At 41.1% G+C, this 17,417-nt stretch carries 18 protein-coding genes and 1 tRNA gene; 3 read left to right on the top strand and 16 right to left on the bottom strand.

Features of this window, described 5'->3' with window-relative positions:
* Nucleotides 1-19 precede the first annotated feature (19 nt).
* A complete protein-coding gene (locus A0125_RS11950) occupies nt 20-355 on the bottom strand; it encodes a PadR family transcriptional regulator (protein WP_066756411.1) in 336 nt (111 codons plus the stop codon).
* A gap of 200 nt (nt 356-555) precedes the next feature.
* On the opposite strand from A0125_RS11950, the gene A0125_RS11945 reads away from it, so the two are divergent.
* Nucleotides 556-933 carry a VanZ family protein gene (locus A0125_RS11945; RefSeq protein WP_156472531.1) on the top strand — a complete coding sequence of 126 codons (378 nt, stop codon included), beginning with the start codon at nt 556-558 and terminating at the stop codon, nt 931-933.
* Nucleotides 934-1,000: 67 nt separating this feature from the next.
* On the opposite strand, the gene A0125_RS11940 is transcribed toward A0125_RS11945, so the two are convergent.
* Both A0125_RS11940 and rlmN read right to left on the bottom strand, forming a co-directional pair.
* On the bottom strand, nt 1,001-1,702 hold the full coding sequence (locus A0125_RS11940) for a ComF family protein (RefSeq protein WP_066756405.1): 702 nt from the start codon (nt 1,700-1,702) through the stop codon (nt 1,001-1,003).
* A 33-nt stretch (nt 1,703-1,735) separates the two neighbouring features.
* Nucleotides 1,736-2,803, bottom strand: a complete 1,068-nt coding sequence (gene rlmN / locus A0125_RS11935; protein ID WP_231863223.1) for a 23S rRNA (adenine(2503)-C(2))-methyltransferase RlmN — start codon at nt 2,801-2,803, stop codon at nt 1,736-1,738.
* A gap of 85 nt (nt 2,804-2,888) precedes the next feature.
* On the opposite strand from rlmN, the gene A0125_RS11930 reads away from it, so the two are divergent.
* Nucleotides 2,889-3,716 (top strand): SMP-30/gluconolactonase/LRE family protein, encoded by an 828-nt coding sequence (locus A0125_RS11930; RefSeq protein ID WP_066756400.1) that lies wholly within the window; start codon nt 2,889-2,891, stop codon nt 3,714-3,716.
* Here A0125_RS11930 and A0125_RS11925 read toward each other — a convergent pair.
* The 3 genes from A0125_RS11925 to A0125_RS11915 all read right to left on the bottom strand — a co-directional run bounded on the left by A0125_RS11925 (nt 3,706) and on the right by A0125_RS11915 (nt 7,476).
* On the bottom strand, nt 3,706-4,977 hold the full coding sequence (locus A0125_RS11925) for a hypothetical protein (RefSeq protein WP_197464866.1): 1,272 nt from the start codon (nt 4,975-4,977) through the stop codon (nt 3,706-3,708). The genes A0125_RS11930 and A0125_RS11925 overlap by 11 nt on opposite strands.
* Before the next feature lie 388 nt (nt 4,978-5,365).
* Complete coding sequence (locus A0125_RS11920) at nt 5,366-6,064, bottom strand: response regulator transcription factor (protein WP_066756391.1); 699 nt, start codon at nt 6,062-6,064, stop codon at nt 5,366-5,368.
* Nucleotides 6,061-7,476, bottom strand: coding sequence for a sensor histidine kinase (locus A0125_RS11915; protein WP_066756389.1), 1,416 nt, complete (start codon nt 7,474-7,476; stop codon nt 6,061-6,063). Before A0125_RS11915 ends, A0125_RS11920 begins: the two co-directional genes overlap by 4 nt.
* Nucleotides 7,477-7,715: 239 nt before the next feature.
* Here A0125_RS11915 and A0125_RS11910 point away from each other — a divergent pair, with 239 nt between their 5' ends.
* Complete coding sequence (locus A0125_RS11910) at nt 7,716-9,017, top strand: alpha-L-fucosidase (protein WP_197464865.1); 1,302 nt, start codon at nt 7,716-7,718, stop codon at nt 9,015-9,017.
* 100 nt (nt 9,018-9,117) lie between these two features.
* Here the strand turns inward: A0125_RS11910 and A0125_RS11905 are convergent, their stop codons facing one another.
* The 10 genes from A0125_RS11905 to A0125_RS11860 all read right to left on the bottom strand — a co-directional run bounded on the left by A0125_RS11905 (nt 9,118) and on the right by A0125_RS11860 (nt 17,360).
* Nucleotides 9,118-9,609, bottom strand: a complete 492-nt coding sequence (locus A0125_RS11905; protein ID WP_066756380.1) for a VOC family protein — start codon at nt 9,607-9,609, stop codon at nt 9,118-9,120.
* A gap of 267 nt (nt 9,610-9,876) precedes the next feature.
* A complete protein-coding gene (locus tag A0125_RS11900; protein WP_156472530.1) occupies nt 9,877-10,671 on the bottom strand; it encodes a hypothetical protein in 795 nt (264 codons plus the stop codon).
* An 11-nt stretch (nt 10,672-10,682) separates the two neighbouring features.
* The gene (locus tag A0125_RS11895; RefSeq protein ID WP_066756377.1) at nt 10,683-11,036 is read right to left on the bottom strand and encodes a GntR family transcriptional regulator; all 354 of its coding nucleotides are present in this window, start codon (nt 11,034-11,036) and stop codon (nt 10,683-10,685) included.
* Nucleotide 11,037: 1 nt separating this feature from the next.
* The gene (locus A0125_RS11890; protein WP_066756375.1) at nt 11,038-11,844 is read right to left on the bottom strand and encodes a hypothetical protein; all 807 of its coding nucleotides are present in this window, start codon (nt 11,842-11,844) and stop codon (nt 11,038-11,040) included.
* 1 nt (nt 11,845) lies between these two features.
* On the bottom strand, nt 11,846-12,688 hold the full coding sequence (locus A0125_RS11885; protein ID WP_066756373.1) for an ABC transporter ATP-binding protein: 843 nt from the start codon (nt 12,686-12,688) through the stop codon (nt 11,846-11,848).
* A 128-nt stretch (nt 12,689-12,816) separates the two neighbouring features.
* Nucleotides 12,817-13,494 (bottom strand): PepSY domain-containing protein, encoded by a 678-nt coding sequence (locus A0125_RS16425; RefSeq protein ID WP_066756370.1) that lies wholly within the window; start codon nt 13,492-13,494, stop codon nt 12,817-12,819.
* A gap of 1 nt (nt 13,495) precedes the next feature.
* Nucleotides 13,496-14,068 carry a PepSY-associated TM helix domain-containing protein gene (locus A0125_RS16420; RefSeq protein ID WP_066756368.1) on the bottom strand — a complete coding sequence of 191 codons (573 nt, stop codon included), beginning with the start codon at nt 14,066-14,068 and terminating at the stop codon, nt 13,496-13,498.
* Between the two features lie 4 nt (nt 14,069-14,072).
* A complete protein-coding gene (locus A0125_RS11870; RefSeq protein ID WP_066756571.1) occupies nt 14,073-16,424 on the bottom strand; it encodes a TonB-dependent receptor in 2,352 nt (783 codons plus the stop codon).
* A 104-nt stretch (nt 16,425-16,528) separates the two neighbouring features.
* Entirely contained in the window at nt 16,529-16,879 is a 351-nt protein-coding gene (locus tag A0125_RS15615) for a hypothetical protein (RefSeq protein WP_156472529.1), read from the bottom strand.
* A gap of 406 nt (nt 16,880-17,285) precedes the next feature.
* Nucleotides 17,286-17,360, bottom strand: a tRNA-Glu gene (locus tag A0125_RS11860).
* Between the last annotated feature and the right edge of the window lie 57 nt (nt 17,361-17,417).

Genomic DNA, 17,417 nt, shown 5'->3' with positions numbered 1-17,417 from the left:
TTTTAAATCTTTATGTCACTTAAATTGTGCGGTGTTCTAACGAGGTTTCGACTGCAAAGAGCAGTTCCTTCCAGGTTACGTCTAGCTTCTTGAGTACGTCCTGACCTTCTTCTGTAATCTCATAATATTTTCTCGGCGGGCCAGAAGTTGATTCTTTCCAATTGTAGCTCAATAGTCCATTGTTCTTGAGCCTGGTGAGCAAAGGATATAAGGTTCCTTCTACGATCAAGAGCTCCGCTTTCTTCAACTCCGCTATTATATCTGATGCGTATATTTCTTTGCGAGATATAATCGAAAGAATACAGTATTCCAGTATTCCTTTTCGCATCTGTACTTGTGTGTTTTCAGCTACCATAACAATACAAAGATATATCTTTAAAACAGTACTTTGCAATACATAGTACTGTATAGATTGAAAAATAATTTATAAAACACTGAAGATCAGTTAAATAATTTTTTAAACAAATTTCTAGGCGAGGGTAGAATGTAGTTCTAAACCGATAAAAATCGTTAAAGAGCTTTTATCTTTACCAGATAAAGCCGACTTTTACAGCTATGCGTTTTATTCTAAGTTATTCTTGGGCATTCCTATGGAGCATCTGCATGCTTTACCTTATGTTAAAATCGCCAGGAGATTCGCTTCCAATACCTCTGTATGAGGGTTTTGACAAAATCGCGCATTGCGGTAGTTTTTTTCTTTTGGCTGCGCTGTTCCTATATGGTGCAGTAGCGCACACCAAGGGCATGGCTAGAAAATATGTCACGGCGTTTTGGGTGTTTTTGGGAACTGGTACTTTTGCTTTTTTTACCGAGTTTGCTCAATACTATTTTACCACCTATCGGCAGGCCGACTGGTGGGATATTTTTGCGGATGCCGTCGGAATTGGTATGGCATTATTTGCCTATTTATTATTTTATCGTAAGCGATTTTAGAAGATTCGCACCTGCCTTACAACAGTAATAACCATCTCGTAATACTAATCCGTTGTGATTAGATATCTTAAGCTCGTGCAATTGTTAGTACGGATACGGTGCAATGTAAACCATCAATAAGCACCTGAGCCGCAAAAGAGATAGTGGCACCCGTAGTGATTACATCATCAACTAATAAGATGTGTTTCCCGGTGTGTAGGCCGCTCCTGCCGGGCGGAATAGCAAACACATGCTCTACATTATTGTATCGATCTATCCGCGAATTGCGCGTCTGTGAGGCAGAGTTCACTGTACGAATTAATAAAGATGCATCGTATGGTATGCCTAACGATTCGCTCAAACCCTGTGCAAAGCTTTCGGACTGGTTGTATCCTCTTTTTCTCTTTTTGACTGGATGAATAGGAATCGGTACAATAAGGTCGATGTCTTTTAAAAATAGGCTATCCTTCAGTACAGCTCCATACATTTTGCCAAGATAAATGCCAATTTCTGGCTGATGCCCATATTTCAGATTGTGAATGATATGCTGTACGCGAGATGATTTGGAAAGTGTGAGCATGGAAGCAGCGTATTGGAATGTCACTTTCCCCCATAATTGTTTAGCTGTTTCATTGACCCGATCTACATGATGATTGGTCCTCGGCAGGTGGTAAAGACAGCTGCTACACAAAATATGCTCTTGATGGTATAATGCCGCATCGCAGCCAGCACATCGTTGTGGAAAGAATATGTGGAGCAAGCCATTCCAATATTTATCCAAATTGTGCATAAGAAATAAACAAATATGGCCTCGAAATACGATCTATTCTACTTCCTCGGCAGTTTTATCTTTAATAGCCAACTGACCGCAGGCTGCGTCGATATCTTTTCCGCGACTCCGTCTTACATTGGTGACAACCCCCTGGCTACGTAAGTAATCGGCAAATAAATCAATCTTATCAGCCTCGGCATTTACAAAGTCGGCCAACGCTATTGGATTATACTCGATGATATTGACCTTACATGGAATGTGTTTACAAAATTTTGCCAGATCCTTAGCGTCTTCTAACTCATCGTTGAAATTATGAAACACGATGTATTCGAATGTGACTGCGTTCTTGGTTTTGGCGTAATAATATTTGAGTGCTTCGGCCAATGCTTTCAGCGTATTCTGCTCGTTGATCGGCATAATTTCATTTCGCTTCTCGTCATTAGCCGCGTGCAGTGAAAGTGCTAGATTAAATCGCACCTCGTCGTCACCCAGTTTCTTAATCATCTTAGCGATCCCCGCAGTACTAACCGTTATCCGCTTGGCTGCCATATTCAGACCCGTCGGTGAAGTAATTCGCTCGATGGACTTCATCATGTTGGCATAATTAAGCAAAGGCTCGCCCATGCCCATATATACAATATTGGATAAGGGTTGCTGATAGTGATCTTCGGCTTGTTTGGCGATTAGCACCACTTGATCGTAGATTTCGTCTGCGTTCAGGTTGCGCTTGCGATCCATATAGCCAGTTGCGCAAAATTTACACGTCAAACTGCAGCCTACCTGTGAACTCACACAGGCTGTCATGCGCGAATCTGCCGGAATTAGCACGCCCTCAATCACGTTGCCATCATATAGCGTAAAGGTGCTTTTAATGGTCTTATCATTACTGATCTGTGATTGGCGTACCTGCGCTGCATTGATCGTAAAATGGTTTTTGAGATTCTCGCGTAGCGCCTTACTCAGGTTGCTCATCTCGTCAAAAGAGGTACACGATTTTTGCCATAGCCATTCATATATCTGCTTTGCACGAAACGCCTGCTCTCCCATCTCCGTGAGCTTAACCTTCAGTTGATCTACACTCAAACTTCTGATATCCACCAATTTTACATTATCCTTCACAAGGACAAAGATACAGAAAGCCTGCTAAACCTTTGACATTCTTCGCTAATTTTGATAAATTAGGACATTCACAAAACACACTACCATGAAAAATACATTGGCTTTACTCGCTCTTTCTGCACTGACCTATTCGGCTCAGGCTCAGCACAAACTAGAAAAATTGTGGGAATCCACCGAACAATTACCTGTCCCAGAGTCGGTGTTGCCGAATGCGCAACAATCCACTCTTTTGGTTTCGCTGATCGATGGAGGCGGCAGTGAAAAAGACGGCAAAGGCGGCGTAGCTGTATTGCATGCCAATGGCAAGATGAAAGATGCAACTTGGGTATCTGGCCTTCACGCGCCAAAAGGAATGGCCATGCACGGCAATCGCTTGTATATCGCTGATATTACAGATGTGGTCGTGGTGGATATGGACAGCGGAAACGTGCTTAAGAAAATCCCGGTTGCAGGCGCCACATTTTTAAATGATGTAACCGCTGATGCAGAAGGTCGTGTCTTTGTATCCGACACGCGCGAGCATAAAGTTTATCTGATCGAAAATGATCAAGCAAGTGTATACCTAGAAAATGCAAACAACGCAAACGGCGTACGAGTTATTGGAGATGCATTGTATGTATTAGCCGGAAAAGAATTGTGGAAAGTGGATAATGCAAAAAGTAAGACTATAATAACCGAAGACTTAGAGGAAAACGGAGATGGGCTAGAGCCAGTGGGCAATGGCGATTTCTTGGTGACGTGCTGGCCCGGCCTTATCTATTACGTGAAAGCGGATGGCACTTTAGAGCAACTGCTTGATGTACGCGGCAAGATGAACACCGCCGATTTAGGATATGATGCAAGCAGCAAAACCCTCTATATTCCGACATTCAATAATAATAGCGTAGTTGCGTACAAGTTGATTAAAAAATAAAGCCCAAGCCAGTTTCCACGATGTTGGATACTGGCCTTGGATCTAAAGGCGATTTGTTTCGGCGGTACTGGTAGTTGGCTTTCAACACGATATTCTCTTTCGTGTTGAAGTTAACGCCCAACGTAGTAATACTCAAATTGCTCTCGGCCCGAGGTAATCCTTGAAGAAATGGATTTACTTGTTGGTGCGTATTTAATCGCTCGTACCGGCCAAATAAGCTGAGCTTGATCTCATGAGAATCAAATAGAAAAGAAGAGCGGTGTGGCCGTTGTCTTGCCGGTCTGCGTCGCAAAAATGGCAATATATCGCTGCCTAACTCAAAAAGATAACCATACGTGTTGCTCCCCAGTACTTGACCATCCATACCAGAGTGCTCAGCTGTCTGTTGATATATTTTTTCCGTATCGCTTAGCGTACCATACGTGCCTAATGCGACAAAGCGGAAAGTGCGCCAATGATACGTCCCATAAGCAGTGGTTAAGTTAATTCTTCCATTAACATCTTCTTCCCGATAATTAATTCGGACAGATTGACCCTGACCCGAATTACCATAATATCCAGAAACAGAAAGCGTAGCACCTGGCAATCCGTGGTAATTAATCTGTGGGTTGATCGCAATAGAACGTGGCACTCCTAAACGAATTTCGCGTCCTTGCCTAATCCAGCTTGCTCCAATAAACTCTTCACTATTCAAACCCTGAGAAAAACCAAGCGCATAGCTCCAATCTTTGGAGATATTACCATAAAACATTGCCCCAAACTCAATCCATGTGGAAGGCGTAATGAGCCTCTCTACATCCGATCGATTTACAGAGTAAAACATCACGGGCTCATCATTATTGTTCACATATCCGATCGTTAGTGGATAAAATCCCAAACGAGCTTTTAAATAATCAGCATGTAAATAGTCTACAAAGGCCTCTATCAGAAATTCTTGGCTCGTATTGCCATCGCGATCGTGTAAGAATTCTACTTGAAGTTCAGAGTTCCAGATTAACTTGTCGGTAAGGCGATATCCAAAAAACATTGCATAGCGATACAAACCGGAGTAATACAGCTCCAAATCTCCGAGATCCGTGTTTACATTTTGTTGAAGAGGCACATAATTAAACTCACCAAAACCACCAATAGACCAGCGCTTCTCGGAGAAAAATATTTTCGACGCTGCCAATGCCAACCCTGGTTGTTGCTGGAAGCGAGGTTTTTCCAGCTCTAACGTATCAGCCTGTATTTCTAGCGTATCTGTTTGTACTTGGGCCAAAACTTTTGTACAGAAAAAAACTGCAGCTGTAATTGTGATAATACTGTATCGCATAAAAATTACCTCCTTACTTCAGATAAGTGAATTCGCGTGCAAAGTTAGCTTTTAATTACAAAAAATATCATGATTTGCGCAAAACAATCAAGATTAAAGCATTAAATTTCTTACAAATAAAAATACATACAAGCGATAAGGATTTTGAACAAAACAGTTGCGTAAAAAAATTCGCCACGATAACAGTCGAATGCACCATCACATAATTGGTTTTTTGGAAAAGCATATTGCTCCTTCGCACGGCAGGTTTGGCGATATATCTGTACAGTTGGTCCCAGCTAGGAATATACGAACCGTAAATCAATTTAACTGCTAAATGGATGCTATTCCATCTTCAGGGCGTCACCAAGATATATCCCGCACCATATACGCTATCTATCTTGATGCGAGATTCTTCTTTGAGCAGTTTTCGCAATCTGGATATAAATACTTCTAGACTTTTGCCGTTAAAGTAATCGCTATCTCCCCAAAATTTTAGCAAAATGTCTTTCTTGAGAACTAAGCTATTCTGCCGCTCTATCAGGAACGCTAATATCTCAGCCTCCCGTACCGTCATATTTTTCTGAACTCCATTTGCGTCTAACAATGCTAATCGATTCTTGTAAAACACCATATTACCTAGCACTACCATCTCATCATCTGGCGATTGCGACGATGCTTGGGAAGTAAAATGTAAAATATTTTGAATTTTTAGCATCAGTTCATCCATCTCAAATGGCTTTTCAATGTAATCAAACGCACCAAGCGCTAGTCCTCGTTTCCTATTTTCCTTGCCGGCCAGCGCCGTTAAAAATAAAAAAGGCTGTTTCGCGTACATTTCCTTTATTCGCGCGGCCATGCGGAAGCCATCTTCTTTTGGAAGCTGTACATCTATTATCATTAGGCGAAAAAGGAAAGAAAGGGTTTTGTCAAAGGCCTCTTCTGCGGATTTGCTCCAGATCACGGTAAACCCCTGATTGCACAAGTAGCGTGACAAAACTATCCCTAGTGCCGGCTCGTCTTCCACTAATAAGATATCCACTTGCTCTTTCATATTAGTTGTCTTTTTCGCGGTATAATGATTTCTATACGAGTACCTTTGTCCTGATCTGCTCCTGTCCCGTTGATTTCCCAATTCATCTTAGCTGCACATAAATGACTGTAATATAATCCCAAGCCTAGTCCCGATTTGCGGTGTGTACTACTCGCTCGATAGAACCGCTGGAAAATATAGGAGATTTCTTCCGGATTGATGCCTTCGCCGTTATCTTGTATACACAATCGCAACCTATCCGCTTCATCATCTTGCCAAAAGATCTGCACCTTCTTGTCCCGCTCATGGTTAAATTTATAAGCGTTGTCGATGACATTGTCTAGGATGCATAAATATAGCAAAGAGTCGACTAACGCATAGATGGGTTTGTCTGATTTTTGGTACGTGATATGAAGCTTATTCTCCATACGCAGGGTAATGTCGCGAAGCAAAACAGCTGTCAATTCATTGATGTCAGACATGTGTAGCTCGGGCTCCTGATCTTCTATCGTGATGGACATTAAGATCTGTTTTACATACGAGCGAAGTCGCAATCCCTGTCGCTCGATGATCGTACTTGTTTCTCTCAATTCTGCTTCATTCGCTTCTGCGAGCGGTAGTTCGTAAAGTCCTCGAGCTGCCACAACGATCGTCGTGATTGGCGTATTGAACTCGTGTCGGATATGTTGAATAAAGTCTTCTTTTAACTGATTTTCTTTACGTTGCCTCACCCAATTTCGGAACGTACGATAATTAATCATTATAGTTAGTACAATGCAAGCAGCAGACAGTAGCAACACGAAAGACATGTCGAATATCACATTGAGCACGCGATTGGGTCTATCAACATACAAGCTATAAGTAAATCGATAGTTGTGCGTATGCTCGCTATTGTTCACAGACAGTTGTAAAGCTCTATTTGCCGGCGATACGCTACTCAATGTGCCCGCAATTTTGGCTCTTGGATCGTCGGCTTTGGCTTGATAGATAGTTTCCCAGCCTTGTTCTGCGTTTTTTATTATTTCTAATTGATCAAAAGTAAGTCTATAAACAAAATCTTGATCCAATCGCTGATCTTTTAGAATGCGGTGATACAAGGAGTCAAAATTTTGATGCTGCCGTAACTGTTCTATGAGCACACGCACCACCCGATCCTTGGTATGCGCATAGAGTGCTGGATCTTGGGTAGATAGCAAATGTGGTAGTTGCGTTTCAAAATAGTGAGCAAAGATATTGTTGCCACCCGGGAATAGTTTCTCATTTTTTATGTATTGCCCATAAGCCGAAACCATGCTTTCTTTTTGGAGAGCATATAAGCTTTCGTCCTTTAGCTTATAGGTATTGTACACCAAAAAAAGTATCATAGCAGATAAAGCCGTAGAACTAAGCACCAATATCCATTTATAGATCTTCGGGTTATCAATCGCTTTCATATCTTAAAACTAGAATAATTTCTGTAGTTAGCGCGAGTATTAAGCTTTTATTAGGCTTTATTTAGGCTTTTATTAAGTTACAGTACTATGTTATTCGCCTAATTTTGATGTACTAAAATCAAATCGATTATGATCAAATCTTATACTATTACACGCCTAGCATTCCTCTTCACACTATTGATATCAACGCAATTGTACGGGCAAACGTCGACTCTAGAAACTCAATTGCGCAAAACCAATTGGATTTTGTCAACCTTGGGTTCGGGATGTTCATCCACTACGGTATGCCCACTTTTATGGATCAGGATTGGTCAGATCCCCATGCTGCTTTATCCTTGTTCGATTCGCCAAAGCTTAATGCAGAAATGTGGGCTAAAGCCGCTAAATCTGCAAACATGACATATGGATGCCTAACGACAAAGCATCATAGCGGATTTCCGATCTGGAATACTAAAACTACGGATTATAACGTGATGAAAACTCTACTAGGCAAAGATGTTGTCCAAGAGTTTGTAGATGCCTTTAGGGAGCAGAATCTAAGCGTGATGCTGTATTATTCTATTTTGGATATGCATCAGGGCATTCGCCCGAATCAAGTTACAGGGGAACATATCGAGTTAATCAAAGCACAAATCACCGAGCTCCTTACGCAATATGGTAAGATAGATGCATTAGTTATTGATGGATGGGATGCCCCATGGTCACGAATCTCGTACGACGAAATCCCATTTGATGATATCTATTATTTAGTAAAGGCAATACAACCTGATTGCCTAGTGATGGATCTTAACTCGGCGAAGTATCCGGGCGATTTACTTTTTTATACCGATATCAAATCTTATGAACAGGGCGCTGGCCAATTTATCTCCAAAGAGCATAACAAATTGCCTGCAATGGCCTGTTTGCCACTGCAACAAAACTGGTTTTGGAAACAAAATTTCCCTACTACCCCGGTAAAAGATGCAAAGAAACTAGTGCAGGAATTCATAATTCCTTATAATCAAGCATATTGTAATTTTATGCTAAATGTAGCGCCAAATGCCGAGGGAACAATCGACCAAAACGCCCTCGACGCTTTAGCAGAAATTGGCAAGCACTATTCGAACAAGACCAATTACAACGAGTTGCCTGCCTACGAATATCCTATTACCGGACGCAATATTGCCAAAAAAGCGGTCAGCAATAGCAGTTGGAGCGACGACATGAACATCATGGATTTTGCGAATGATGACAGCTTTAACAGCGCTTGGGTTTCCAATGCCGCCGATTCGGGCAAACCATGGTTCGAACTCACTTTTGATCGCTCTCAATCATTTAACACACTAGTCATTACAGAGCGTAAAGATTACCCTGCCAGTTATGAAATAGAATACCTTAAAGATGGCAAATGGCTAGCGATACAAGCCACTCCCTCCGTACAAGGCCGAATCAAAGTGTTTAGATTTGCTGATCTTATCGGAAACAAAATACGTTTGACCATCGAAAAAAACAGAACGCAAGCCGCCCTTGCAGAAGTGGGTGTCTACCACGAAAGAAGATAAACCCGAATATACAATAAACAAATAAAGCAATCCGTGTGTTGGATTGCTTTATTTGTTGTATCTGCATCTACTAAATATTACAATTTTTGACGTCGGCAAATCACTTGTTTACTTCGTTGCTTACATCATCAAGATTAAGCGGTCTGGTATACATTTCCAGTGAGCCGTCTGCTCTTGTTGGCCAAAGTTCTTTGGGTTTATCCCAATACAATTCCACACCGTTACCATCAGGATCGTTCAAATATATGGCTTCGGAAACTCCGTGATCACTAGCACCAGTTAATAGGTAGTTTGCATCTTTCAACCGATTCAAAATCATCGCAAGATCCTTTCGCGTAGGATACAAAATCGCCGTATGGTACAAACCAACTCCGTTGGGAGATGCCGGTGGATAACCTTTGCTATGCCACGTATTCAACCCGATATGATGGTGATAGCCGCCGGCAGAAATGAACGCAACTTGATCACCATACGTCATGGTGATTTCGAAACCTAATAAATCATGATAAAAATCGAGTGCGCGCTTTAGGTCTGAAACCTTTAAGTGAACGTGGCCAATGCGTGTCTGAGCAGGTATTTTGTATTTTTCCATACTTCCTTCTTTTATAGTTATTCCCTAAGGTGGGATGCCGGGTTAATAAAAATACTAGTTTAATCTTTAGCCAACAATCGCGTGATGTCTACTTTATTTGATTATATAGTTAAATCTTTACAGAGCAATATGCAAAAATACCACACCTTAGCCTGGCAAAGGTGTGGTATTTATTGTTGCCTGTAGCCTTTATAGTTTTTCTAATAGTGTACAAATTAAGGCGGCCATCTGGTACACAAATTTCAAGATCAATCCATACATAGCGCCCTAATTGTTTATCTCGAGTCGCACATCTTGACCGATATTGTCTTGGCGAAAATAATCCTTGTCGCCAGAAATGCGAAGTAATCCTACTTTATTCACTTCATTAGCCTGTGTGGAAGAAACGGCGCTCTTACCTGCAAGTTTTACATTTATCGTGTCAACGTGTAGGTTATGCGAATAGCGAAGTAATCCTTCCTGCAAATTAGCACGTATCTGGCCAATATGATAGTTGGCTAGAAACGCTCTAGACTTTCCTGATACGGATATTTGGACTTTGGGAACAACTCTGAGGGCAGTATCACCCTCTAAACGGTTAATAGGCATTAGCGAAAAATCACTCCCTTCTACAACACGTATGTGCATATCATTCATCAGATCTTCTGCAAACGAGGCGTGGATATTTACATCCTTGAATAACACTTGCTGCAGGGGTTGCGTTACTTCTAGTGAAATATATTTATAGTTTTTCCTGTTCAGAGACTTTACATAAAGTGTGTCATTCTTGACCTCAAATTTTAGGTTTTTCTGCGACGGCACCCACACCTTCGCAACTCCCGTCTTACTCTTAATGACGTCCATTGTAACACTTTCTGCTTTTCCTTCCAATTGGATATGATGGAAGTTTGCTAGATCATGACTGCCTCTATCTTTGCTAAAGTGTTCGGCCCAGAATTCCGACATAAAATCCATGGGCTTATCATTTTTATCCAACTTAATTAGCCCAAGTAGTTGTGGCATTCCCACGACTAGCAATAGCAGTGCAAGTGTACTTGCAAATACGATGTATGATGTTTTCATTTTAAGTTTCTTTAACGGTGGTTATAATAATCGATGACTTCGTCAATACTGATATCCAGCAAATCCATCGTACGAAATACAATGGCGAGCTCTTCATTCAGAAAATGATGTTTTCGCGTTTTCAAAATGTGTGCTTTGGCCTTATCACTGGCAAAAAATCCGATCCCACGCTTATTGTAGATAATCTCTTGCTGCTGCAAATGATCGTAAGCCCGCATCACGGTATTGGGATTCACTTCGAGATCTGCCGCCAACTCGCGTACCGATGGGATTTTTTCCGCTGAACGCCATTCCTCTAGCAGGATCCGATCCATCGCGTACTCCCCTATTTGGAGATAAATCGCCTTTTCATTAGTAAATTGCATATCAATAAATCTCCCTCTCTCTTAGTCTGAAGTACGTTGTTATGACGACGCCAAGCGCCACAAGTGCAAATAATATCATCATCGCACTCGGCGTAATTTCCGATTGATCAAATCGATAGTTGACATCTTTGAACAAGCCTTTTAATAGCATAAACATGACATAAAAAAAGCCCATTAGCATCAATGCAAACAGTGGGATGCTATATTTTCGAAAAAATATAGTGGCTAGTTGATACACACAAGTAAAGCCGAGGGATAATACAGTGGCGACAGCATAGATATCTCGCTGAGAAGTGGCAAAGTAGGTGCGATCTCCAAATTTAAAAAATAGATCTCCAACACTGTCTTTATATTCCGTGACCTCGGCAAGATAAAGGGATTTCATGATAGACGTGAAAGCCCAATCCGTCAAAAAATACAGCGTTAGAATGCTGAAAATAATGACAATATTTCCCGCCCACAAAGTCAGCATACGCTCACCACGACTTATAGGCGTCATTGTACCAAACACTGTTTTGGTCAGTAGCTTGAAATATGAAACAGTACACAATATCAAGTACAATGGAATGATGAATAGTATAATCTCTTTATTTTGCCCTCCTTGATAGTCTGCCAGTCTTTCAGCAAAGCCAATGCTGTCACTATATGCTCCGAAAAAAACGCGATCAAAGAGCGGTGTACCATACCAAAACATGCTGAGAATGAATAAAACCACGACCACAACGGGGATGCTCATGAGTTTGCCCTTATTGAGCAACCAATATTCGATAAAGCTCGTCTTCAATCGTTTATAATCTATGTTTTTCATATTAGGCAGTGGTTTTAGATGGTTTAATGCGGTTTACTAAATTAGGATCTGCAGACAAGGCGTTAAAGAAGAATTCAATGTCAAATTGACTCTGTTCATTCTGAAGATTCTCCATCAAGCTCAACGTACCATGCATACTTTGCTCAGTATAAAGTGCGCTAGATACATCGGTAGGATTATTAGACATATAGAAATGTTCCTGTAGTGCATAAATGCTTTCATCCAAAATCAGTTTACTATGGTTCAGCACCAGCAAATGATCGATCAAATGATGAATATCTCGGATTTGATGCGTTGATATAATCAGGATTCGCTCTTCTGTCACATATTTTGCTAAAATTTTGCGAAACTGTGTCTTTGAAGGAATATCCAGCCCATTCGTTGGCTCGTCCATGAGGATTAAATTGGCATTCGTCGCTAAGGCGAAAGCAATATTGACTTTCTTTACCTGACCAAAGGAAAGGCTCTTAATATTTTTCTCTGCATCGATCTGAAACGTTTGTAGCAACGTGTCGAAGTAGTTCGAATCAAACTTTGGATACAATGCGCCATAAACTTGCTCTATTTGACGAACTTTCCAAGCAGGCAATTCCGCATTGTCTGTCACAAAATAAGTGTCGGACAGAAAGCTTATCGCTCTTTGGCTAGGATGTGAATTGTCTACTTCAATGACTCCGCTTCTTGGAAATAGCAAGCCACCGATGTTTTTCAATAAAGTCGTTTTCCCAACACCGTTTAATCCTAGCAATCCGTAGATATGCCCTGGCCTCAGTTGAGTACTGATATTTTCCAGTATTGGAGCACCTTTACGATAATGATAGGAAACATTTTTAAGGTTAATCATAAGATCAGTTTTAGTGTATTAGTATAATAGTACACTGCAAATGTGATGATCTTATTTTTGATTTCCAAATAAATTTTTATTTGTCCTGAAAAATTTATTTGGAAATCAAAACACTATCCTTCAAATCATTACTCATTTGCGAGACGATTACGCATTGAGACGATTTTGCCGATAGCATAAATGAGCAAAACATTTAGACCAAAAAGGGGAAATAAAACGCCCAATCCGATGATAATTAGGACCAATCCTCTACTGGGAGCGAATGATTGAAATGAGCTGGCGAAGCTCAGTTTAGCGGGTTGCTTTCGGTATGTATATGCTATGATCGCAGATAAACTCAAAATCAATAATCCAGTCGCTACGAAAATCATCAGGTACCAATTCCACAAACCAAATTCGCCTTGATGAAAGGCCATCACCCAAAGTCTTCCTTTCATCATTATACCGATATCTTCCCAAGAGTGACTTATCAATATTTCTCCAGAATAAGAATCAAGATGTACACGCCGAATTTCGGCTAACTGATTAGTTTCGTTATAAATGCTGAATACATTTGTGGGTTTTTGGGGCAAATCGATAAACGTTCTCCCAACCAGATTTAATGCTTGCGCTTTCAAAACAACTTCGTCTAAAGTAATCGTACTCGCACGCGGAGTACTTGCCAAGCTCTTTCCACTCCATGTTGTTGGATAACCTGTGTTTGTCTTCTGTTGCAACCATTTAAAGTTGGCACCAAAAACATCTGTCCAGGGAAGTGCTCCTGCTAGCACAAGTAATAACAACAAGGAGAACCAAAAGCCAAGCAAGCTATGCAGATCGCGAAAAAAAAATACGTTTGCTCTGCCTGATACGCAGCATAAAAATCGCTCTCCAACCTCTTGCTCGGGGCCAGAATAGAAAAAGACCGGTAATGATGAGTACGACCATCCAGCATGCAACCAGTTCGACTAGCTTAGTACCAAATCCGCCCAACAAAAGTTCACCATGCAACTTGCGCACTCGATTCATATCCGATTCGGAGATATTAATTGTCCCATTTATTCTTTTGGAATACGGATCTAGGAATATTAATGATTTATCGGAAAATATTCCGGACGAAAATTCTGTTGCCTTATCAGTTCCTTGAGGAATAGCCATTGCGGTGGTGTTTCTGCTCCATTTTTCCTGAACAAATTCCCACTGCTGTTGATAACTCATCTTCGGCCGCCAAGTCTGATCGACCTGCATCAGTTGTCGTCTTTCTGGCGCTTCATATCCCTCTTTAAACAAGTAGATCAATCCACTTATTGCCAAGATAACGACTATCGGCGCAGACACAATACCTCCTATCACATGCCATTTAAAGATCCAAGGATATATATGTTGATTTCTTTTTCTCACGCTACTAATTAGATTTATTTTTCCCGACGAAGTTGTATTGCACGCCCATCACTACGATACGCGGCGCCCCCGGATTGTAAGTCGTACGATCTGCAGGATTGTTTCCTCTGGTTGCCGAGTGAGCGTACAGCTTATTTGTGAGATTCATGACGTTGGTATACACTTCTATCGCTTTCCAGCTATAGCCCGCCCTGAAGTTCAATAAATGATAACCCGCATAAGTAACGGTGTTAACTTGGTTTTGATAATAACTAGAAACATATTGCCATTCAAGCGCACTACGAAAACGTGAAAGCCATTTTGGATAGTAAGTGAATTCAGAATTCCATAACCATCTTGGTGCTCTAGGCATTTCGAAGCCTGCTAGGTTTTGGAGAGGATCACTGGGGTTATCACTGATCTGAAAATCTTCAAAACGGTGTAAGGCCGCGGTACCGCCAAAGCGAAACCAGTACTCATTGCTCGGCCGTGCATTCAGCCCAAACTCCACACCTCGGTGCAGCGTTTTTCCGGCAGATCGATAGTCATTTGTATTATCTTCCAATCGGATGTTTAGTATTTCATTTCTACCATTCATCTGATATAGGGACAGGTCTACGGAAACTTTTTGCTGGATAATGGCTGCCCAACCGCCTACTTCATAACTGTGAAAGTAAGCAGGCTCCAAATTAGTATAAAAGCTTACGGGATCCGTATTTGGTCTTGGACGAAAAATGGCTGTTAGGCCGGGAGGTGAAAAGCCCTGCGCATAATTGCTGTACAATCCGCGATTATTTCCTAGGTCGTATGTTACACCTATTTTGGGTGTAAATCGGCGATAAGTAATCTCCCCAGCACTCGCATCAATATTGTTAGAATAATCTAAACTCATTACATCATATCGCCCGCCTACGGAGAAACGAAGCTTATCAAACGGTTCGAAATCGTACTGCACATAGCTCGCATAATTGATAATATCAGCTTCATAATTGCCAATTTGAATATCTGGCCGTTTTTGCGCTATGGTAAACTGCTCGACAAACTGCCCTGTGGGGTCCAAGACAGCATCCAAGTCAATTCCATAAGCCCAGTAATCATTTTTCGTAAAATCCACCACCCCGCCCGCGATCAGTTTAGACTGCATAAAGTTGAAAGATTGGCTATGCTGTGCAACAACGCCATAGCTTTCAAAATCATTAGAATTAATCTCGCCTGTTGCGACTGTAGGGTTATTGATATTCCAGCGAATACGATAGAATGGGTTTTGCTCCAACTTATTATTTCGCTGAAAAAGCGTGATAAAGGACTTCGAATTTTCTGCCCAGTCATGCTCTAAAGTTAACCGCGAGCGGCTTGCTTCAGATTTTCTGTAGGAGAAGTCATTATTACTCACATATTGACGGCTGTAGAATTGCAGACTGTCAACATATCCTGCTGCTTGTGAGTAATAATCTCCATACATAAATGTACCAACTAATCGGGTTTTGTCCGTAAAATCGTACTCGGCTCTTGCGTTAATTACAACTTTGTCATAATCCGTTTGCTCCATCCAAGAATCGCGTTGTTTACTAGCCAATCCGCCAACGTATAAGCCAAATTTGTTCACGCGCCCGCCCGCGCCAAAATGGATGCGCCGATGCCCTAAGTGATCGGCTTGTATACCTATCGTAGCTGTAGGAATCGCTGTTGGTCTTTGCGTCATAAAATTAATAGCTCCACCAACTGCTTCGGGTCCATAAATAGACGATACTGGTCCTTTTACCACCTCAATACTTTGAATAGCAAATTGGTTTACTTCAATTAATGCATTGTGATTAAAGATTCCCAGCGGTCGTATCGGTATACCGTCTTCCATGTACAAGTAATACGCACTCTCGCCCATTGGCTGGCGAATAGACATGCCGTGCTCTTCATTGGTGTAGGGCGGCATAATTACACCAGGTGTCTTATTAATAAGCTCATACACATGAGTTGCTTTGGTTTCGTCAATTAATTTCGGGGAAAGCTTTGATATTGCTATTGGGCTTTGGGATCGTAGCGCTGCCTCACGAGTAGCAGTCACGACCATAGCCTGTAATTGTTGTTGATCGGCGGGCAAAGCCACTATAATATTTTTTGCCACTGGCAGCCGCAAAGTAAGATAACCGATGAAATCTACTATCACCGTGTCGGATATGGAAACATCTTCGAATGAAAATGCACCACCGAAGTTGGATAGAGTGGCTCGTGCTTGTCCGGTTGATAGTGTAATACGAGCTCCTGCGATAGGCTCATGAGTATCTCTGTCAAATACTTTACCGGTTACTGAAATTTTTTGGGCAAATAAAGGAATAGATAGTAGGCACATAATGGCCACCATTATATTTCGAAGAATCATGTGGATTAAAAAATAGTGATAATATGGAATACGCGAACCGTTTACTTCTTCATAATTAGTGAATATTAGCAAGATGGTTGGCGAGAAAGTACAGCTATTGTGGTTTAAGCAAGTACCTGTAGTGGTGGACGAAATATATTATCAAGAAATCCAGACTGATGACGATTTTTTAATTCTTCAATTGATCGCTTATAAACTACAAATGATGATCGAAATGGGTAATCTAGCTCATCATTTTGGGGATTGGAAAAGACTTGTTCTAATTTTTCAAATTTGGTCGATTCCGTCTTTTTATTTTCCGGTTCTGCTGTTTTTTCCAGTTGCTTAGCTAGAAAACATTGGCCATCACATCGGAGTTTCGGCTTTGCTTTGTTTATGCACTGCGTTGTAACGATAAAATCTTTATTCAGCTCAAACTCCACAAGTAAAACTACTCGCAAAATAGTTGGTAGCATAAGGCATACCAGAGTTAGTATTGATAAGATTTTCCTCAAAACTTGCTAATATCAGTTGCAGAGTATGATTGTTTACTTTAAAACAAATAATATTTTCTTGCAAAGATAGTTTTATGCGCCATATATAACAAGTCGACCGTGATATTATTTAAAAATAAAACTTCCTCTATTCTATCTAACTTGAACAGATATCGCGGCATAACGTCTGGCTACGCGGAGTTATTGAATACCGATACTGCGCTATACAAAGCCGACCCTTCCTCTTGATTACAATAGATCGCATCGGTGCAAAATATGCTTATACATATTTCTAGATCAGCTACTATACCACTACGTGTGTTTGACTGTAAACGAAAAAAGCTTGCAAATGATTTTGCAAGCTTTGGTATGATTTTAACCTTTCGGTTGGTAGCCCGTAGGGGAATCGAACCCCTGTTTCCAGAATGAAAATCTGGCGTCCTAACCCCTAGACGAACGGGCCATTCCTTTTTGGTGTTGCAAATATAAGGCTTTATTGAATTTGCCAAAATAAAAACCA

The organism is Sphingobacterium populi, assembly GCF_001586775.1.
Lineage (GTDB): Bacteria > Bacteroidota > Bacteroidia > Sphingobacteriales > Sphingobacteriaceae > Sphingobacterium > Sphingobacterium populi.
This window is presented reverse-complemented; position numbering and strand designations above follow the sequence as displayed.